The organism is Streptomyces sp. NPDC001851, assembly GCF_040297165.1.
Lineage (GTDB): Bacteria > Actinomycetota > Actinomycetes > Streptomycetales > Streptomycetaceae > Streptomyces.
Genome location: NZ_JBEOYR010000038.1, coordinates 49,363 through 68,082, shown reverse-complemented (window position 1 = coordinate 68,082; position 18,720 = coordinate 49,363). Strand labels below are relative to the sequence as shown.

Genomic DNA, 18,720 nt, shown 5'->3' with positions numbered 1-18,720 from the left:
CACCACCGGGGACCGGGGACCGACCGACACGGGGACCGACACCACCGGGGACCGGGGACCGACCGACACGGGGACCGACACCACCGGGGACCGGGGACCGACCGACACGGGGACCGACACCACCGGGGACCGGGGGCACAAGGTCCCCGTGCGCCGGACGCCGTCCTCTAAGGCGAAGGGGAAGGGCAAGCGCAGTGGCCGGTCGCGAGGCCCGCAGGCGCAGCGTCCGCCGCGCGAGCCGGAGCAGGACGTCGACCAACTGGTCGAGCTGATCCGCCCCCACGTGCCCGCGCTGCTGGAACGGGACGGCAACGAGGCCGTGACTCGGGTCCAGCTCAGGGAGATCATCCGCCGCGAGAAGCTCCCCGGCGGCCGGAATGACCGACTCAGTCTGGTCCTGGCGGCCCTACGCAGCCCGGACAGCATCACGACGACAAGGAGCACTACCCGATGAGGACCTGCCCGCAGTTCGCTGCCCTCCGTGAGGAGTACGAGCGGGAGATCGGCTATCTGAGCGCTCACTCCGAGCGGCATGCCGGCAGGCCATCGGCGAAGGCCAGCGCGACGTACGCGGCTTCCACGAAGGCGCGGATGGCCCGGGCGCTCAGCGGCCACGTCGGGCGCTGCCCCGAGTGCGGCTGACCCGCAAACCCGCAGGTCACTCCCCCTGTCCCCCTGCGGTGGCCCGGTGCGCGCCGGGCCACCGCCCTGCCCCGAGAGGCATCACGTGCTTCCCCGCCCTACTCCTCCGCCGCGGCACATGGCCACTGAGGCGGCTGCCTGGGCCACCGTCCTGGTCCGCCGGCACCTCGTCCACGCCATGGTGCCCGTCCCGACGGGCCAGTGGCTCGTCCAGCACAAGCCGAACGGGCCGGTCCAGCTCCTGGAAGGACCAGCCGCCGTCCTCATTCTGACCGCCAGGATCCAGCGACAGCTCCGCATGGCGAGGCCCGACAGCCGATGACGAACCCGAATCGGAACAGCACCACCCCGGAAGCTGCTCAGGACCTCAACTCAGTCTCGGGGCGAGCAAGTTATCGCACGAGCATTGCTCCCAGTGGGAGCAATGCTCGTGCCTTCCCCGCCCCTGGACTGGCGGGAGTGGACCGGCACCAGGAGGTGCCGGTCCACCAGGATGCGACCGAGGGCGGACCACATCCAGAAGGGGGACAGCAGCACACCTGTCACACCGCGCACTGCGAGCACGCCGCGCCGTCGAAACCACACGTGCGCCAGCGTGAGCGCCTGCGTGACGAGCACAAGCGCATGCGTCAGCCCAGCTGCCGTATGAACGACGACGAGTACCAGCTCCTCGTCCGCGCCGCGTCCGCCTGCCGCATGAGCGTCGCCAGCTTCCTCGCCCACGCCGCCCTCAGAGCCGCCCGTGACCTCGACCGCACCGCTGCCGAGATCGCCTCCGAACGCGAAGTGCTGACCGAGCTGTTCGCCGTCCGCCGGCACCTGGGCCAGATCGGCAACAACCTCAACCAGGTGGCCAAGGCCACCAACGCCGGCGCCGACGTCCCGCACACCCGAGCCGTCCTCGACGCCGTCCACCGCGCCGCCAAGCGGGTGGAGACCTTCACCCAGCACTACCTGGACACCGAGAACCACACCGCATGATCCCCAGCGTCCACAAGCGCGGGACGCGCACCATCGGGCTGCTGTACTACCTGTACGGGCCCGGCACGCACGAGGAACACATCGACCCGCACCTCGTGGCCGCCTGGGACAGCCTGGCCCCGGACCCCGGCCGCAACCCGCAGGCGACCTACACGGAGTTGCAGAAGCTACTCGACCAGCCGGTCGAGGCCCTCGTCCCCAGCCGTCGCCCGGCCAAGCACGTGTGGCACTTGTCGGTGCGCGCCGCGCCCGAGGACCCGGTGCTGTCCGACGAGCAGTGGGGCGAGATTGCCCGGCGCATGGTCGCAGCGACCGGCATCGCCCCCGACGGCGATGACGCCGCCTGCCGCTGGGCGGCCGTCCGCCACGCCGACGACCACATCCACATCATCGCCACCCTCGTCCGGGAGGACGGCCGACGACCCCGCCTGAACAACGACGCGAGCCGTGCTCAGGCCGAAGCCCGTCTGATCGAGGCCGAGTACGGCCTCAAGCGGCTCAACACCGGGGACGGGACCGCCGCCCAGCGGCCCACCAGTGCCGAGCGCCACAAGGCCGAACGGCAGCAACGGGAACGTACCCCTCGCGAGGAGTTGCGCGAGACCGTCCGCCGTGCTGTGGCCGGCGCCACTAGCGAGACGGAATTCTTCGACCGGCTCGCCGCTGGTGGTCTGCTCATCCGGCGGCGGATTGCGCCCTCCGGCGACCTGCTCGGCTACACCGTCGCGCTCCCCGATGACCGCAACAAGGATGGCGAGCCCATCTTTTACTCCGGGTCTAGACTTGCCCCGGACCTGTCACTGCCCCGCATCCGCGAACGCTGGTCCGCCGACCGCGACGACCATGCCGCCGCGTCATCCAGCTGGCCGTCGCACATGGCTCCGGGCGCCCCGTCCGCCGCGCGCCGAGGCACTGCCTCCGCAGCGTGGCAGGCGCTGATCGTCATCGAGCAGGGCGACGACGCGGTCGCAGCCGCTCACATCGCCTCGGCCGGTGAAGTTTTGGACGCGCTCGCGAAAACCTCCGCCGCGCACACCCGGACCCAACTGCGGGAGGCAGCCGTGGCCTTCGAGCGGGCTTCCCGTTCGCACGTGCGGGCCGAGCGCGGCCACGACCGGGCGCTGCGGCAGACCGCCCGCGACCTCGTCCGCGGTGGGCCAGCGCTCGGCCGCGGGGAAGATGGGGCGACCACCGCGATGGCGATCGACATGCTGTTCTTCCTCGTCACCGCCGCCATCCACTGGCACGCGAAGAAGGGCCACGCCCAGCAGGCCGCCGCCGCACGCCAGGCCGCCGAGCATCTGCGTGCCGCCTACCAGGCCGCCGCCGCCCAGCCGCTGGGCGCCCTCTACCAACGCGGCAGGCACCTGGGCCGCCCACTCCTCCAGCGGCAGACGTCCATATTGCGCGAGGCCGTACCCGAGCTGGCCGAGCAGATCCTGGCCGAGCCCGGCTGGTACGCACTCGCAGCCACCCTCGCCGACGCCGAAGCCGCCGGGCACGACACCACCGCGCTCCTCGCCGACGCCGCCGGACGCAGAGAACTCGACACCGCGGAATCCGTCAGCGACGTGCTCGTGTGGCGCCTGCGCCGCAGCGCCGGCCTGCCCGCCGACACCAGCAACGCTGTGACCGCCGGCCGCGGGACGGACCGCGTGGCCAGCCGCACCGGACGTGCGTCCCATGGCCGGACCAGGCCCCGGCATGGCCGTTCGTGACTGTGGACTTTGCGAGTTGAACAGGCCAGATGGCTTCAGGGACGATCATGACGCGAGCAGGACGAGACCCAGGAGGACGCCAGCGTGTTTGACCGGATACGCCGCCGCAAGCCGGACGCGTTCGACATCGAGATGCAGCGCCGTCACCAGGAGATGTGGGAGATGTGGCAGCACATGCCTCTGCCCACGCCTCCGATGCCGCAGCCCGGTGTGCAGCCGTCCCAGCCGGTGGCCGAGGTGGACGACTTCCTGCCGCCGGACCTGCGGGTCCCGAGCCACGACCAGGTCGCCGGCCGGATGATGCCCTGGCTGCGGCCCCTCGTCCTGGACGGCGAGATCATCACCTGCGCCGAGTGCGGCGCGTACCGGGACTGGATCATCATCTCCACTCAAGATCAGATCTGGCTGCGCTGCCGTGCCGGTCACCAGCAGCAGGAGAGGCGCCTGGACACGGCCTGGTACAACCGGCACTCCGCGCCGGTCGATGCCACGCACGCCACGTTCGAGGACTGCCTGCGCCACCTCGGCCACTGACCCCTACCCCTCCGACCCCGCCCGGCCCTCCGTGGCCGCACTGCCCAACCATCTCCCAGTCCAAGGGGTCAAGTCTTGCGTGTTCGCGTCGCCACCACCGCCGCCGGCATCACCGCCGTTGCCCTGCTCGCCCTGCCCGCCTGCTCGTCCAACAACGCGGCACTTCCTGCTGCATCGCCCTCCGCCGCCTCCGGCAGCCCGGCCGCCACTGAGACAAACGGCGCCCCGCTGTCGTCGGCAGCGCTCGCGGCCCACCTGCTCGACGAGAGCGACATGGGCAGCGGCTACACCCTCAAGCCCGAGCGCCCTGCTCGGCATGACGACGTCACCGTCCTCGGCTGCCCTGCCCTCTCCAATCTCGGGGGCGACGCGGCCACCGGAGGATCACTCGACTTCCCCCGCCAGGCGAAGACCTCCTTCACCTACGCCGGCCACAGCGACTCCGAGGTCTCCGAGGAGCTGTACAGCGACAACCCCGCCAAGCTGTCCGCCGGCATGGCCAAGATGTTCGACGCCATGATCGGGTGCCCCGAGTACCAGGTACTCGTCGGCGGCTCCGCCATTGACATCACCACCAAGAAGGCGGAATCGCCCCCCTCGGCGAGGAGCAGTGGAGCCAACTGCTGACGTTTTCCGTCGGCGGCCACGACAGCGTGGTGAAGCAGGCCGCAGTCCGCGACGGGCACATCCTCGTGATCGTCTCCGGTTCGCCCGCTCTCGTCGACCGGCACCTCGACAAGGCCCTCGCCAAGGCAACCGCAGGCCGATAAGACGTCCATTGCTCGGTGCCCCGCCCCGCTGGTGGCGGGGCACCACTGCGCATCCCGCGCCGGTCGACCAACCTGCTGGTGAGCTGGAGCAACCGGCGGCCATGCCGCAGCCACCTGCGAATGGTCAGCAGCGCCAAGCGGCAGTGCTGCAACAACCTGTCGGCGGACCGCAAGAACAGGTGATCGAGCCGCCCCTAGCCAAGCTTCTAGCGTTCGCTCTGCTTGGCTTTGTGGCCGGACGGTGGTCACCTCGCAGACGGGGTGATGACCGCAGTTAGCGCGCAGGGGTGTACCGCGCCTCCAGGTCATCGAAGAACTGCCGCAGCATGGCTGATGCATCCGGGTTGTCAATCAGCCCATAACCACCGAACCGGTACACCTCATAGCCCTTGAGCCGCAGCGCCCGGTCTTCCGCCACCATCTCGGCATACAGCCGCGGTGATGCCGTCTTGCCCTCGGCGTAGTGCTGCTTGCCGTCCACCTCGATGACCACCCGGGCCCGGCCCGGCCACATCAGCAGGAAGTCCATGCGCTCACGCTTGAGGCGGTGACCCTTGCGTAGCTGCTGACGCTTCCGGGTGAGCGGGTCGTAGTGAAGGTAGACCTGGGGCAGCAGCGCGGGCCGCTTCATCCCCTCATCACCTCGGTACCGCTCGCAGTAGGTGTTGAACAGCAGTACCTCGGCTTGGTTCTCCTGCCCGTTGTCCTTCATGGAGGCCCTGAGCCGCCGGTACAGGTCATGGCCCACCGCACGGTCATCGGCCGAGCCGAGTCCCTGCTTGTCCCGCCACCAGGCCACGGATTCGCCCCAGGTTAGTCCGGCGTCCGTCAAGGGCCGGTCATACACCAAGCATGAGTCGCCATGCTGGCGGCTTCGCAATGTCCCACAGCCCGTCCGGTCGCTGTGAGTCATCGATGCCCTTGCGCGCGATGCGGTGCTGGATGCCTCGCTGTGCCAGCCATTGCCGCAGGTGACGGTAGTCGTATCCCTTGTCGCCGTGGAGTTTGGCGGGCCTTCGCCGACGGGAGCCGCAGCGGGAGCGGATCGGCGGTATGCCCTGCACGAGCGGGACCAGGGCCTGGCTGTCGTGGACGTTGGCTCCGGAGATCCCGACGGACAGGGGCAGACCGGTCCGCTCGGTGATCAGATGGATCTTCGAGCCGTACTTGCCCCGGTCGACAGGATTCGGACCCTCAGGTCCCCCTTTTCAGGGCCCGCATGTTGACCGAGTCGACCGCGCACCGCGACCAGTCCAGGTCACCGCGGGAGCCGAGTTCGTCGACGACCAGGCGGTAGAGCTTGGCCCACACCCGGGCCTTCGTCCATTCGGTGAAGCGGCGGTGGGCCGTCACGCCGGACGGGCCGAATGAGGCCGTCGGCAGCTGCTGCCACGTGCAGCCCGAGGTCGCCACGAACACGATCGCGGCCATCACCTCACGGTCGCCGTGACAACGCTAGCCGCCACCTTGCGGCCGCGACGGCGCCTCCGGCACCACCCGCTGGAACAGCTCCCACAGCTCATCCGGCACCAGCCGCTCAACGATCCCCGCCACGGCAGCAGCCTACCCAGCCAAATGAGATGACTTGTTAGGGCCATGACGGAGGGCGGCCCCACGGCGGGCGTCACGGGCCCCAGTTAATGGATATGTAGGCCGGCCCCGCCGCTCCACGCTCCAGCGCATGGACGTGGAGGTGAGAGCGTACGGGCCCCACGTGCTCCGCCCCCGCGCCCCGTTCTCTCCTCCGGGTTGACACGGGGGCGTTGAGCCCTATGGCTTGTGCGTGGCCCACCACGTGAGGCCGGCGCCCACGCCCGCAGCGAACGCGGAGGTTACGAGCTTGGTCACGAACCGCTCGAACCTGCGGGAGTTGCTCCGGGGGCGTCCCGCCTGGACGTGCAGGGTGCCTACACGCAACTCAAAGTAGGCCGCAGGGGCGGGAGTTGGGTCTGTCACTGGGCATGCCTTTCTGGGCGTCACGTCGATCTGGGGCGCGCGCAGAGGTGATCGTGGCACGGTGGAGATGCACGGCGCCACCGGTTCGGGCGATTCCGTGTGTTGCGGTTTTCGGCCTAGCCGTCTCCATACCTCGGAGTTGTGTCCCTGTGTGTCCCTGGGCGTGGCCGTGACCTGCGTGTAAAACACTCAGGTGTAAAACATCGACCACCCGTACGGCCGAACGCAGGCTTGGGAGCGTCGAACGACTCACGCTGACCCAACTGCCTTGATCAGTTGCGTCAGTGCCTCACGCCGAACCTGAAGTGCCCGGGTTGCGTACGCAGTTGCGTACGCACCGAGCACGCGCGCCCCCTGCGATCGCGAGCCTTGTCGCAGCTGACGGGCGGTGACATTTTCTCTTCGAGCGGTACCTCGCAGCGAGAATATGTCACCTGCGGGTAAAGAGAGTTGATCGTACAAAGGGCGCCCTTTACCTCACAGGAAAACGACGCCCGGGCGGGTGCCGGCCAGCATGCGGACCCTGGCGAAGCCTGGCGAATAGTTGCCCGGCAACCCGTGCGCCTTTTGCGGTCAGGGCCGCCGAAAGGCGCGTCGACGTTCGTCGCCAGATGTCGACGTGTGGCGCCGGACGGCGACACATGCGATGCGGCGTCGCGCTCCCAACTCTGCATCAACGCACTGATGTAGCAACGTGATCGCCCCGTGACCCGTGCAGGTCCCTGACAGAACATGTTCTGACCCCCGACAGGTGCCGTGTGGCCTGGTATGGCAGTGACCGTCGGTCCAGGTTGCCATCCAACTGGTGTGCGCTGCGTGCTCGTGTGCTGCGGCGCGATGACTTCATGTGCGTTGCCATCCTGCGGGGCGCGGGCGCACGGTGCGGGGCGGTGGCCACGGAGGTGGATCGCATCGTGCCTGGCGACGACCACGGCATGAGCAACCTGCAAGCGCTGTGTTCGTGGCATCACGCGCGTAAGCCGAGTGCTGAAGGTGCGGCGGCCAGGGGCCGACGGGTGCCACGGAGACGTCCGGCGGACCGGCATCCAGGTGGCCTGGCGTGATGAGTCACCGACCGTAGATGGTCCACATACCCAGCCCTGACGTGATCGCGGTGGCGATCGCTCTGATGAAGCGCGTCGGGAGTCGGTCGACTGTCACTCGGAAGCCACCGATGCGGAGTTCAAGGTAGGGGCGTTGCGAACTGGGCGTGGGAACCCCCGAAATGCGGACGCGGGCCGAGAGGGTTATAGGACGAACGACTTGTCCTCGGCACTACAACTACACCATCTGTCCAGCGGCGTCGGTCAAACCGATGAAATTGCCCTCCCAGGTGCTCAACCGGACGGAAGCCGGTGGACCCGTCATTGTTATCGCCGAGGACTTCGGTGGGCATCCTCGTGCGTCCGAATCGGGCGGAGGCGTACCACCCTCGAAATCTGCTGGGACATCGAAACGTGATAGCGGCTCGGTCTCTGTACGGGTTCCAGGGTCCGTGAGGACCTGGCCGACTACGGCCCGTAGTACCGTTGACCTGGGCAGATGGCCCGGAGAATGACCCCAATTCCCTTGACCTAACGGCCCTTTCGCGCCGTGGCTGGCCCGCGGGAGGTGCCGATGTCTGTACCCGTACCCAAGCGGTCCGACCAGCGCCGGAGGCGCAACGCCGGGGACGGCCCGGAGCTGGTGAAGGCGAAGGCCGGTAAGGCCCAACCATCCCCAGCATCCACCAGGGCGCCATCAAGAACGGGCCTCGGGCCACCCTGGAAGCAATGCTCCGTGGCGACTCACGCACTGTGCCGGGCGCGCGGGATCTCCGAGACCAGTAACCGGGGGATGGGGCATAACAAGCACTTCCGCGCGGTGGCGGAGGAACTGGGTATGGAGTGGCCGGCGGGAGAGTCACCGCACCCGACCAAGGGGTTCTCCCCGGTGCCGCTTACGGAGACGGCCGTGAGGGGTTACAAGCCACCCCTGGACGCCCTGGGCCAGTCCTTGGACGGTGTGGTCCTTGGGGTGGAGGTGGAGGACGGGGGCCCCACCGGTAAGGCCCGGTCCCGCACCCGGATCACATGGCAGTGTGAGTGTTCGAACCCGCCGCGCACGTTCCAGATCGGACCGCGCATCGCGTCCCTCGGACCCATCACGTGCGAGGTGTGCAGAGCCGATTTCGCAGAGAAGTGACGGGGGCCCGCAGTACCCTGGGTCCGCCAAATCGGAAGGGGAGACGATGACCAAGGCTGCCAAGTGGGAACAGACGGCGGAGGCCGTTCGCCAGGAGATCCAGGCCAGAACATACGCCCAGGGCGTGACCCTGAACGTGGGGGAACTGTCCCGAAAGTACAGCACCACTAAGCCCACCGTGGCCAAGGCCCTGGACGCCCTGGTCGGGGACGGCCTGGTGGTGAAGGACGGCGACGCCTGGAAGGTGGGCGAGGGACTGTTCGCCCCGGAGCCGGAATTCGCGGTGGCCCCTGTCGTCCAGGACACGGCGGAGGACCTGGTGGCCCGGATGGCGGCCAAGGCGGAGGCAAAGACCAGGGCGGCAAACGGGAAGGTGGCCGTCCGTGAGTCTCCCCAGGTCCTGGAGGGCCGGGTAGTCACGGAGCACGTGGACCCGAACGCGGAGCGTGCCCTGAAGCGTGAGGATGTGGCAGAGGCGTACCAGGAGGCCAAGGTCCTGGGGCGGGAGTGGCTGGCGGCGGAAGGCCGGGCCACGGAGGCCAAGAAAGCCGTAGCCGTCAAGCTGATGGACCTCCGCGCGATGTTCACGTACAAGGGGGACCCCGACTACAACGGCCAGTCCCCGGAGTACCAGGCCGTGGCCAAGCTGCTGTACCAGGACATTGGCGCGGACGCGTCGGCCCAGCGAGCAATCCTGCACCACGTGGAGGACCGCAAGCGGGCCGTGATCCCTCCGGCCCAGTGGGCCAAGTTCGGCGTGGACCCGCTCACGCGCGGGGAGCGGGCGGGCCTGGAGAAGAAGACGGCCAAGGCCCTGACCACCGTTGCGGATACGGCCAAGGCGGCGGCGAGTCAGGCTCGGAAGGGCAAGGCCACCGGCCACCAGCTGGTCACGCTCATGTCTCGCATTGACCAGGGCATGGCCGTGTTCTCCACGGCCTCCCTCCGCGTCATGTCTCCGGCGGAGCGTCGGAAGTTCAGGGAACAGGCGGAGGAGACCAAGGCCCGCGCGGAAGCGTTGCTCCAGGAACTGGAGGGCTTGGAGGACTGACCGCCAGGACGCACCCTCACTCTGGGGCCTCAATCCATTACGAAGCGAGGGCCCTTTCAGTCCCAGGGCAGAAGAAGTGTCCTGAGTCGCTTCTTTCTTCATGTGTGTTTAGGAAAGAACTAGCGGAGGTCACTTTTTCTGCCCTGGGAGTGCCAGGTCGCGGGCCCCGGTGGATCAGCCCGTAAGCGAGTGGACGCGGCCCTGGTGGCCGCCCGTACGCGGGAGATTCAGCGTGGCAGTGCTCAACACCATCAAGCGAGGAGACTCATGTGGACCCGTTGAGCGGGGACGAGGCCCCCGGCGTGACCAGCATTCTCAACATGTTGCCTAAGACTGTGTCCTACGTGGTGAGGCGGACGAGTCGCTTGTAGCAGCACAGGGCGGCGGCGAGTCCGAGAAAAGCCAGGTAGTTACGAGGATCGCGTTCGTATCGGGGGCTGAGCCGGCGGTAGCCGGACAGCCACGACATCGTCCTCTCGATCACCCATCTGCGACGGCCCAATCGTTCGCTGGACTCGATGCCTTTGCGCGCGATCCGGACTCCGATGCGCTTGCCGCGTAACCATCTCCGCAGGTCGGCCCGGTCATACGCTTTGTCCGCGTGCAGGCGCTCGGGCTTGAAGTACCGGCCGCGGTAGGGGTCGTGTCTCGTTTGGTTACCCGCCACCATGGGCTTCAGTCCTTCGCTGCCATGGGTGTTGCCGGCTAGACGCCGACGACCAGGGGCAGTCCGTTCGCGTCCGACAAGATGTGCATCTTGGAACCCGGCTTGCCCCGGTCCACGGGGCTCGGACCTGTGTGTTCGCCCCCCTTTTCGCCCGGACGTGGGCGGTGTCGAGAACGACGCGGGTGACGTCGATGAGACCGGCGTCATCGAGCCGGTGCAGGACCGCTTCGTGCAGACGGGCCCAGACGCCGACTCTGGACCAGATGAGGAATCTGCGGTGGGCCGTCTACTTGGAGACGCCGAAGCAGGGCGGCAGCGCCCGCCATGCACAGCCGCTGACCAACACATAGATGATGGCCGCGAACAGCGTCTCATCAGGTGCGTTGGCTGTTCCGCCGCCCTGCGGCCGGGTTCGTTGCTCTGGGATCAGCGGCTTCGCAATGTCGCACAGCCCGTCCGGCACGATCCAACTCCACGTTCCCCGCCCCATACCGGGTCAACGTCCGCCTCGCCAGATCCGACCAGCCGATGCCGCACAAGGGACCTGACCACAGTTCTCCTCTCTGTCCTCGTGGCGATTCAGGACGCGTGCCGTCAGGTGGCCGGGGCGCGCAGGAGCCGGTCCTCGGTACTCGCGGGGAGCACCCGGCGCAGGACCGGTGCGGTGGAGCTGATCGAGCGGGCGAAGGCGGCGACCAGGTCGTGCGGGGCGCTGGAGCTGAACGACGCGGCCCACAGGCACCGTGCGCCGAGCACCGGCTCGGCCCATGCCTGCCACCCGTCCAGGCTCGTCTCGGTGTCGTCGGTGAGGGTGCGCGGGTCAGCGTCCTGGATGAGGGCCGGCACCGTGCCGTAGCAGATGTGGGAGGTGAAGGTCGCGTCCATCGCTCCCGCACCGGGCTGGTCGATGTCGAGGAGCCAGCCATGGCTGGTGACGGCGTCGAGGACCAGCTCGGTCCCGCCGAACTCCTCGGCCGGGCGCTCCCGTGCGTCGAGTGCGACGAGGAAGTCGACGACGGCCTCTCCGGGGACGTCGGGGGTGAAGTACGCGGACCACTGCGCGAGCGGACTTGCTATGTCCGTGCGGGCCGACACATGCCAGGCGACTGGCAAGTCCCCCAGCAGGAACGGCTCATCCGCGAGGACCCACTGGGCCCATCCGAGGGTGTCGGGGCTGAGGTGCAGGACGGTGCTACGCACAACCTGCCGGTCCTCCGGTGCCTCGTCCGGCTCCTGCCGGCCGCGGACCATCGTCAGGCTCGTCCAGCCAAGGCCGGTGAGGGTGTCGGCGACGCTGTCGTAGAGGCGTCCGTCGTCACCAGCCAGGTGGCGGGGGCCGACCCAGTACGCGGCCTGGGTTCGATCGGGTGCGGTGGGGTCGAGGGAAAAGTCGGGGTTCAGAGGCACCTCCAAGGATGGTGGGGAACTACTGGCCGCCGCGAGCGGCGCGGCGGGGGCGACGCGGTGACTGGACGGGAGACTGCCAGGCCAGCGTCACGGCTACCTCGGGCGGCAGGACACCGAGCTGGCTGTGTTCATCGCGGCCCTCGGCGAGATGAACGATAGTCTGCCCGGTCGTGTCCACGGACTGGACGACCTGGGCGAGGCGGTGCTCCGCCGGGAAGAGCGGGTTGATCGCCTGCCGGACCGGGGCGTCGCGGTCGCAGGCGGACAGCAGGTCGATGAGATCTCCAACTGTCATTTCAGTAGACGGCACGGACAGCTCCTTGCATGGGGATACGGATGCGGCGGCCAGCCGACAGACCGCCGGACAAGCAGGAAGTCGCCTCCAATGAGCAGAGCCAATGGCGGCTCGGGCGCGCTACACGCGTCGGGGGCTCCGGCACCTGTGGCACGGCGGTGGGAGCATGTCGGCCGATGTCTCCACGTAGAAGGAACTCCGGGAGAAGCGGCTTGCGGCCGACCGTCACGCGCCATCACCTTCCTGGCCTGGGGTTTTCCGGGAAGATCGTCTACGTTGACATGCCGCTGGAAGCATTGGCCAGTCTTTCGTGGATCTTTCCTGTCTGCCCCAGGCGAACTTGTCCTTTGTCATCCAATCGAGGCGTTTGACAACGAACCCAGTCGTTTCGGCTCTTTTGACAGTGAACCTAGTCGTGCGGGGTGAGCACGCTGGGGGTGTTGGATGGCCGTACCGGCTGAGGCGGACGGGGCCGTGCCGTACGTCGAGGTGTCGTGCATGGAAGGTCGGCGCGAGCGTCGACGGCGTCCGCTGCTGGACTGCGTGTCGGTCAGGTTCGAGGATGCGGTTCCGGTACGGCCGTTTCGGTGGCCGCCGGGTGGGCGCCATTTCCCGGGCTGGTACTGGGCAGCGACGACTGGGCAGCATGTCGGCTTCGAGTCGTGGCTGGAGCGGGACCACCTCGTGCTCATGGACTTCGATCCCGCCGTGGTGGGTGTCGCCTCCCAACCGTTCTGGCTGCACTGGCACGACGGTTCGCGTGAGCGTCGGCATGCCCCGGACTTCTTTGTGCGTCGGGCAGATGGTTCGGCCGTGGTTGTCGATGTCCGCGCCGACGATTGGATCGCGCCGCGCGATGCCGAAGCGTTCGAAGTGACGCGCCGGGCCTGCACCGAGGCCGGGTGGGGCTTCGAGCGGGTGGGGACGCCGGAGGCGGTGCTGCTGGCGAACGTGCGGTGGTTGTCGCGCTACCGTCATCCCCGCTGCCGGCGGGGTCCGGTCGCTGCCCGGCTGATGGAGGTCTTCTCGCAACCGGGGCCGCTGATGCCCGGGGCGGATGCGGCCGGCGACCGGCTCGCGACGCTGCCCGTGCTGTTCCACCTGCTGTGGAGGCAGGAATTGTCCGCCGAGGGGATCGCAGTCGAACTGTTGGGCCCGCGCACAGTCGTCCGCCTGTCCGGTGGAGGTGCCGGATGAAAGAGAAGCGGCGACGGGTTCCGCCGACTGCCCGGATCGCAGAGTTCCCCAAGACGGCTGCTGACCAGGCTCGTTGGTGGGAGGACCACATCCTGGAGGTGCTGCACGGTCTGCCGTCTGATGCACCCCAAGGGGCAGTGCCACGACCGGAGTTCGACCCCAGGCGGCATTCGCTGGCCGATCGCGAGCGAGCGAAAGCGGCCGAGCTGACGGCAGCCGGCCATCCGATGACAGCCAGCGGCATCAAGCAGCGGCGCCAGCGATATCACCGCGACGGGCTTGTCGGGCTGGCCGACGGTCGGTCGGCCAAGCAACTGCCGACGTTCGGCCGGATCGCCCCAGCGGTGGTCGAAGCGATGCGGCAGGCGATCGCCGAGACGGCGGATGCCTCCTCAAGGACGGTCCGATTCACTATCTGGCGGACGAAGCAGATCCTGGCGTCCCGCGAGGATACCGACGGTATCGAACTGCCCACGGAGCGCACGCTCTACCGGCTCTTCGACAAGCTGGCCGCCGGCACACACGCGACCGGTTCGGCGACCACGCGCCGCTCAGTGCATGCGCGTCCGGCCGGCCCGTTCGGGGAAGTACCGGCCATCGCGCCGGGCGAGTTGATGCAGATCGACTCCAGTCCGCTGGATGTCCTGGTGCGGCTGGACAACGGCATTGCGGAGAAGGTCGAGTTGACCGCACTGGTCGACATCGCCTCCAGGTCGATCACTGCGGCGGTATTGCGCCCGACGACGAAGGCGGCCGACGCCTCCGCCCTCATGGCCCGCAGCATCACACCGGAGTCGATGCGTCCGGGCTGGCCAGAGGCGCTTCGGATGTCCCGGTCGGTGCTGCCGCACGAGCGGCTGCTGGCCCTGGACGAGCGGCTGGAGCATGCGGCGGCAAGGCCGGTGATCATTCCGGAGACGATCGTCTGCGACCACGGCAAGGTCTTCATCTCGCACAACTTCCGAGCCTCGTGCCGCTTCTTGGGTGTCACGCTGCAACCGACACACAAGGCGTCGCCCTTCGAGAAGGGCGTGATCGAGAAGACCCTGGGTTCGGTGTCGACGCTGTTCGCGCCGTTTGTCGCCGGTTACACCGGCCGGTCGGTGGACCGTCGCGGCCGGCGCTTGGAGGACGGACCGTTGTGGTCTCTGCCCGAGCTGCAGGACCTGCTGGACGAGTGGATCGTCGCCGTCTGGCAGAACCGGCCGCATGACGCCCTACGAGATCCAGGCGCTCCGAAGCGGGCCTACTCGCCGAACGAGAAATACGCGATGCTGCTGGAGTCGTGCGGCTACGTTCCGGCCCCGTTGAGCGGTGAGGACTACATCGAGTTGCTGCCGGAACGGTGGCAGGCGATCAACGCCTACGGCATCCGGCTCAACCACCGCACCTACGACAGCCCAGAGTTGAATCCGTTGCGCCGTCAGCGCTCCGGGGTCGCGGAGAAGAAGGGCTTGTGGGAGGTCCACTACGACCCCTACGACGTCTCCCGGATCTGGGTACGCGACCGCCGCGACGGGAGGGACCGGTGGATCACCGTGTTCTGGCGGCACCTGCACCGCGTCGGCGTCCCGTTCGGAGAACTGGCCTGGGACCACGCCCGTCAGCAGGCCCCGCGGAATGGGAACGAGGCACAGATCGCGGACGCGGCAGCCGCCCTGCTCACACGCGCCCACGACGGCCCCCCGGACGAGAAGGACCCTCCGGCAAGGCGGTCCCGGCGGGATCGCCGGATCGCCGCCCGCACCCGGGCGACCGCCCCAGGGCGGGAGATCCCCGATCCGCCGGCCGACAGCGAACCGATGGATGAGGCCACGGACACCTCGTTGGCCGAGGTCGTCCCGCTGGGCCTGTTCGACCCGTTGGCCAACCCCTGGAGGCGCTCGTGACCATCCCCAAGCCGGCGGCCCGGCGCACCGTCTTGCGGGAGGCCGACACCGATGCTGGGCGGCAGCTGAACACCCTGGCCGGGTGGCGGAGGTTCATCGACGGGCCACCCACAGCCCCGGCTCTGTCGTCCCGGAGCGCTTGGCAGCGCATGTCGGCGTCCGAGCGGGGCCTCTACGACGAGGATCGCCTTGACCATCACGCCCGCATGCTCACGGTCGCCACCTCGATCGTCGAGAAGACGGCGATCTGCGGCCGCCGGCTGGTCCTCCTCAACCGCCACGCGATCAGCGCCCGCCGCGGGCTGATCGTTTCCGGCCCCGCAGGAACCGGCAAGACCATCGCCATCACCCAGTTGGGGCGCTCCCACGAACTCCTTGACCGGGCCCGGCACCCACAGGTCACCGACCGCATCCCGGTCGTCTACGTCACTGTCCCGCCTGCCGCGACCGCCCGCATGATCGCCACCGAGTTCGCCCGCTTCCTGGGCGTGCCCGTGCGGGCCCGCTCGAACATCACCGACATCATCGAGGCCGTGGTCGGTGTCTGCACCGACACCCGCACCGGGCTGGTGCTCGTCGACGAACTCCACAACATCTCACTCACCAGCCGCCACGGCGCCGAAGTCGCCGACACCCTCAAGTACTTCTCCGAGCGCCTGGCCGCCACCTTCGTCTATGCCGGCATCGACATCGCCGAATCCGGCCTGCTGTCCGGGACACGGGGCGCCCAGATCGCCGGCCGCTTCACCCTGATCCCCTCCCGCCCCTTCCCCTACAACAGCGAATGGAAGGGCCTGGTCGCCGCCATGGAGGACGCCCTGCGGCTGCACGACCACCGGCCCGGCACACTCACGGGCCTGGACCGCTTCCTGCACGACCGCACCGGCGGCATGATCGGATCCCTCTCCCACGCCATCCGCGGAGCCGCCCTCGACGCCATCCTCACCGGCACCGAGAAGATCACCAAGAAGAGCCTCCAGGCCATTCCGCTCGACCACACCGCCCACACCACGGCGTCGCTGGCCACGAAGACCGGCAAGTTCCGATGAACAGCGAGCTACCGCCCCGGTTCGCACCGCTGCCGGTCCGGCTCCGTCCCCGTCTCGGAGAGTCCGCGAACTCCTTCATCCGGCGTCTGGCTCGCGCCAACCATCTCAAGCCCAGCTTCCTGCACTGCTATCTCTGCGGCCCACCACAGTGGTTCGGCAAGCCGCTCCTCGAAAACCTCGCCACGGCCGCAGGGCACTCGCCCGTAGTACTCGAACGTGCCCTTGCTGACGCCGACGCCCTGGGCGGCACGAACAGACCACGCCGGCGCCTCCCCAGGAAGGATCCCTTCACCCGGCGCCGGCCCCTGGCCCACCGTATCGCTCAAGAGGCCCTCAAAGGCGCACAAATCCGCACGCTCGCCAAGCGCTACAACCTACGCTGCTCGGACGTCCGCTTCGCCCTGGAGATCCCACGCCTCACCACTGCAGAGACAGGCCCGCTGACCGATCCCATCACAGGCGAACTCGCCGACCTGATCGAGAGCATGATCAGCAGAAGGCTCAACGGAAGACAGATTTGGACGGCGCTCCTGGACCACCACGACTACTTGGTCACCTACGACAGCATTCGCCACTACATCAGGTACACACGACCCCGTACGGCGGCAGCACCAGCAGATTCGTTGACATCCGCCCCAGTCGACCCAGGTCAGCTGGTTGCACACGGTGAGCAGGCTGGGTAGTGCAGGTTGGTACCGAAGACGCGGAGCAGGCCACTGCCTACCAGGCGGCACGGGGACGTCGGCCGGTGGACAGTGATCGCCTGCTTCCCATGCCGGGCCATATTCAGTCCACTGCAGTGCGAGTGGCCCTGTACCAGCCCGCAGGCGCCAGCTCGGATGGACACCGAATCCGCTGGCACCATGCGAAAGGCTCGATGACCATGCCGCGAACCCGTTCGTTCATGCAGGTCGATGTGTTCCCCGCACAGCCCTACGGTGGCAATCCGGTCGCGGTCGTCCTGGACGGCACGGACCTGGCGGATGAGGAGATGCAGCGTCTGGCGCGCTGGACGAACCTGTCCGAGACCACATTCGTGCTGCCCCCCACTGCCGCGGAGGCGGACTACCGGCTGCGGATCTACACGCCCGGGGGCGAGCTGCCGTTCGCGGGGCATCCCACCCTGGGTTCTGCGCGGGCCTGGCTGGAGGGCGGCGGCACGCCACAGCACACCGACCGGATCGTGCAGGAGTGCGCCGCGGGCCTGGTCACCGTGCGTCGCGGGGACGGCTCACTGTCCTTCGCGGCCCCGCCCAGGGTGCGCGAAGGCGCCCTCGACGACGCCTATCTGGACCAGATCGTCGCCGCGTTCGGCATCACCCGAGAGCGGGTGCTTGCCCACCAGTGGGTGGACAACGGGCCTGGCTGGGCGGTGGTCCAGTTGGCCACCGCCCAGGACGTCCTCGCTCTCGAGCCCGACCTGTCTCTCATCCCGACCGCGATGGTCGGCGCGATCGGGGCCCACCCCGAGGGATCCTCGCACCACTTCGAGATGCGCACCTTCGCCCCAGGGGCAGGCGTTCCCGAGGACCCGGCCTGCGGCAGCATGAATGCCGGTGTCGGGCAGTGGCTCACCGCCATCGGCGGCGCACCCTCCACCTACCGGGTCTCCCAGGGCACGCGGCTGGGGCGGGCCGCCAGCATCGAGATCACCGCCGATCCGGACGGCACCGTCTGGGTCAGCGGCGCCACGACGGTGTGCATCCGCGGCTCCATCACCGCGTGACATTCCCGCTGCCCGCGCCCGCGCGGCACCCGCCGGCTCCGGTCATGGGACGACCGTCAGCGTGGGCCGCCCGGGCCGCGGGCAGCTGGTTGGCATGGGGTGTCGAGTGTCTTCATGATGACGAAGCTGTTGACCGTGCCGACGCCGGGCAGGGCAGCCAGCTGGTTGGCGTGGAAATCCTCGTAGGCGGGCAGGTCGGCGACTTCCACCTGCAGCAGGTAGTCGAAGTTGCCGGTGATGTGGTGGCAGGCGGTCACCTCCGGCAGCTCCATCACCTGCTGTTCGAAGGCGACCACGGCTGCGCGGGTGTGCCGCATCAGCCGCACCCCTGCGAAGACGCGCAGCCCGCGGCCGACCGCCGCCGGGTCGATCAGCGCCCGGTAGCCGCGGATGACGCCGGTCTCCTCCAGCTGCCGCACGCGCCGTAGGCACGGTGAGGGCGTCAGTCCGACGCGGGCGGCGAGCTCGTTGTTGCTGATACGGCCGTCCCGTTCGAGTACGGCCAGGATCGACCGGTCCACTTCATCCATGACAGCAGGATATTGCTTGACAGGCTCACATAGCACAAATGATTGCCGTGTTTGAGCGCAAGATCTTGCCAAGATTGCTGACAACCGGGTCGCGTCGGCTTTACCGGCGGCCATGCTGGATATG

At 68.5% G+C, this 18,720-nt stretch carries 15 protein-coding genes and 4 pseudogenes; 13 read left to right on the top strand and 6 right to left on the bottom strand.

Annotated elements, in window-relative coordinates:
* The 7 genes and pseudogenes from ABT171_RS37695 to ABT171_RS37665 form a co-directional block, all read left to right on the top strand.
* Window positions 1-454, top strand: a pseudogene (locus ABT171_RS37695) (hypothetical protein); the annotation flags it as partial.
* Window positions 451-642 carry a hypothetical protein gene (locus ABT171_RS37690; RefSeq protein ID WP_067135624.1) on the top strand — a complete coding sequence of 64 codons (192 nt, stop codon included), beginning with the start codon at window positions 451-453 and terminating at the stop codon, window positions 640-642. The pseudogene ABT171_RS37695 and the gene ABT171_RS37690, both read left to right, overlap by 4 nt.
* A 118-nt stretch (window positions 643-760) precedes the next feature.
* Complete coding sequence (locus tag ABT171_RS37685; protein ID WP_351250925.1) at window positions 761-964, top strand: hypothetical protein; 204 nt, start codon at window positions 761-763, stop codon at window positions 962-964.
* Window positions 965-1,266: 302 nt separating this feature from the next.
* Window positions 1,267-1,623: a plasmid mobilization protein gene (locus ABT171_RS37680; protein WP_351250924.1), complete on the top strand. Its 357-nt coding sequence runs from the start codon at window positions 1,267-1,269 to the stop codon at window positions 1,621-1,623.
* Window positions 1,620-3,341 carry a relaxase/mobilization nuclease domain-containing protein gene (locus ABT171_RS37675; RefSeq protein ID WP_351250923.1) on the top strand — a complete coding sequence of 574 codons (1,722 nt, stop codon included), beginning with the start codon at window positions 1,620-1,622 and terminating at the stop codon, window positions 3,339-3,341. Before ABT171_RS37680 ends, ABT171_RS37675 begins: the two co-directional genes overlap by 4 nt.
* A gap of 174 nt (window positions 3,342-3,515) precedes the next feature.
* Window positions 3,516-3,875 (top strand): hypothetical protein, encoded by a 360-nt coding sequence (locus ABT171_RS37670; RefSeq protein WP_503078434.1) that lies wholly within the window; start codon window positions 3,516-3,518, stop codon window positions 3,873-3,875.
* Between the two features lie 75 nt (window positions 3,876-3,950).
* Window positions 3,951-4,645, top strand: a pseudogene (locus ABT171_RS37665) (hypothetical protein).
* Between the two features lie 274 nt (window positions 4,646-4,919).
* On the opposite strand, the gene ABT171_RS37660 reads toward ABT171_RS37665, so the two are convergent.
* The gene (locus ABT171_RS37660) at window positions 4,920-5,477 is read right to left on the bottom strand and encodes a putative endonuclease domain-containing protein (RefSeq protein ID WP_351250922.1); all 558 of its coding nucleotides are present in this window, start codon (window positions 5,475-5,477) and stop codon (window positions 4,920-4,922) included.
* Between the two features lie 28 nt (window positions 5,478-5,505).
* Window positions 5,506-6,199 (bottom strand): annotated as a pseudogene (locus ABT171_RS37655) (IS5 family transposase); the annotation flags it as partial.
* A gap of 2,632 nt (window positions 6,200-8,831) precedes the next feature.
* Between ABT171_RS37655 and ABT171_RS37650 the strand changes: the two are divergent.
* A complete protein-coding gene (locus ABT171_RS37650; protein ID WP_351250921.1) occupies window positions 8,832-9,836 on the top strand; it encodes a GntR family transcriptional regulator in 1,005 nt (334 codons plus the stop codon).
* A gap of 340 nt (window positions 9,837-10,176) precedes the next feature.
* Here ABT171_RS37650 and ABT171_RS37645 read toward each other — a convergent pair.
* The 3 genes and pseudogenes from ABT171_RS37645 to ABT171_RS37635 form a co-directional block, all read right to left on the bottom strand.
* Window positions 10,177-10,993 (bottom strand): annotated as a pseudogene (locus ABT171_RS37645) (IS5 family transposase).
* A 104-nt stretch (window positions 10,994-11,097) separates the two neighbouring features.
* Window positions 11,098-11,916: an SPDY domain-containing protein gene (locus ABT171_RS37640; RefSeq protein ID WP_351250920.1), complete on the bottom strand. Its 819-nt coding sequence runs from the start codon at window positions 11,914-11,916 to the stop codon at window positions 11,098-11,100.
* Window positions 11,917-11,929: 13 nt separating this feature from the next.
* A complete protein-coding gene (locus ABT171_RS37635) occupies window positions 11,930-12,220 on the bottom strand; it encodes a hypothetical protein (RefSeq protein WP_351250919.1) in 291 nt (96 codons plus the stop codon).
* A 429-nt stretch (window positions 12,221-12,649) separates the two neighbouring features.
* On the opposite strand from ABT171_RS37635, the gene ABT171_RS37630 reads away from it, so the two are divergent.
* The 5 genes from ABT171_RS37630 to ABT171_RS37610 all read left to right on the top strand — a co-directional run bounded on the left by ABT171_RS37630 (window position 12,650) and on the right by ABT171_RS37610 (window position 18,066).
* Complete coding sequence (locus ABT171_RS37630) at window positions 12,650-13,402, top strand: TnsA-like heteromeric transposase endonuclease subunit (protein ID WP_351214514.1); 753 nt, start codon at window positions 12,650-12,652, stop codon at window positions 13,400-13,402.
* Window positions 13,399-15,291, top strand: coding sequence for a Mu transposase C-terminal domain-containing protein (locus tag ABT171_RS37625; RefSeq protein ID WP_351250918.1), 1,893 nt, complete (start codon window positions 13,399-13,401; stop codon window positions 15,289-15,291). The genes ABT171_RS37630 and ABT171_RS37625 overlap by 4 nt, the downstream gene beginning before the upstream one ends.
* Window positions 15,288-16,340, top strand: coding sequence for a TniB family NTP-binding protein (locus ABT171_RS37620; protein ID WP_351250917.1), 1,053 nt, complete (start codon window positions 15,288-15,290; stop codon window positions 16,338-16,340). Before ABT171_RS37625 ends, ABT171_RS37620 begins: the two co-directional genes overlap by 4 nt.
* Window positions 16,337-17,023: a TniQ family protein gene (locus ABT171_RS37615; RefSeq protein ID WP_351250916.1), complete on the top strand. Its 687-nt coding sequence runs from the start codon at window positions 16,337-16,339 to the stop codon at window positions 17,021-17,023. Before ABT171_RS37620 ends, ABT171_RS37615 begins: the two co-directional genes overlap by 4 nt.
* Window positions 17,024-17,223: 200 nt before the next feature.
* The gene (locus ABT171_RS37610; protein WP_351214518.1) at window positions 17,224-18,066 is read left to right on the top strand and encodes a PhzF family phenazine biosynthesis protein; all 843 of its coding nucleotides are present in this window, start codon (window positions 17,224-17,226) and stop codon (window positions 18,064-18,066) included.
* A gap of 56 nt (window positions 18,067-18,122) precedes the next feature.
* Here ABT171_RS37610 and ABT171_RS37605 read toward each other — a convergent pair whose 3' ends face one another.
* Entirely contained in the window at window positions 18,123-18,596 is a 474-nt protein-coding gene (locus tag ABT171_RS37605; protein ID WP_351214520.1) for an Lrp/AsnC family transcriptional regulator, read from the bottom strand.
* Window positions 18,597-18,720 lie beyond the last annotated feature (124 nt).

What these genes read in the sequence shown, in the direction of transcription:
- ABT171_RS37690 (WP_067135624.1), top strand. Translation starts at nt 451, where the DNA reads ATGAGGACCTGCCCGCAGTTCGCTGCCCTCCGTGAGGAGTACGAGCGG.
- ABT171_RS37605 (WP_351214520.1), bottom strand. Translation starts at nt 18,596, where the DNA reads ATGGATGAAGTGGACCGGTCGATCCTGGCCGTACTCGAACGGGACGGC.
- ABT171_RS37675 (WP_351250923.1), top strand. Translation starts at nt 1,620, where the DNA reads ATGATCCCCAGCGTCCACAAGCGCGGGACGCGCACCATCGGGCTGCTG.
- ABT171_RS37685 (WP_351250925.1), top strand. Translation starts at nt 761, where the DNA reads ATGGCCACTGAGGCGGCTGCCTGGGCCACCGTCCTGGTCCGCCGGCAC.
- ABT171_RS37610 (WP_351214518.1), top strand. Translation starts at nt 17,224, where the DNA reads ATGCCGCGAACCCGTTCGTTCATGCAGGTCGATGTGTTCCCCGCACAG.
- ABT171_RS37650 (WP_351250921.1), top strand. Translation starts at nt 8,832, where the DNA reads ATGACCAAGGCTGCCAAGTGGGAACAGACGGCGGAGGCCGTTCGCCAG.
- ABT171_RS37615 (WP_351250916.1), top strand. Translation starts at nt 16,337, where the DNA reads ATGAACAGCGAGCTACCGCCCCGGTTCGCACCGCTGCCGGTCCGGCTC.
- ABT171_RS37670 (WP_503078434.1), top strand. Translation starts at nt 3,516, where the DNA reads ATGCCTCTGCCCACGCCTCCGATGCCGCAGCCCGGTGTGCAGCCGTCC.
- ABT171_RS37630 (WP_351214514.1), top strand. Translation starts at nt 12,650, where the DNA reads ATGGCCGTACCGGCTGAGGCGGACGGGGCCGTGCCGTACGTCGAGGTG.
- ABT171_RS37680 (WP_351250924.1), top strand. Translation starts at nt 1,267, where the DNA reads ATGCGTCAGCCCAGCTGCCGTATGAACGACGACGAGTACCAGCTCCTC.
- ABT171_RS37625 (WP_351250918.1), top strand. Translation starts at nt 13,399, where the DNA reads ATGAAAGAGAAGCGGCGACGGGTTCCGCCGACTGCCCGGATCGCAGAG.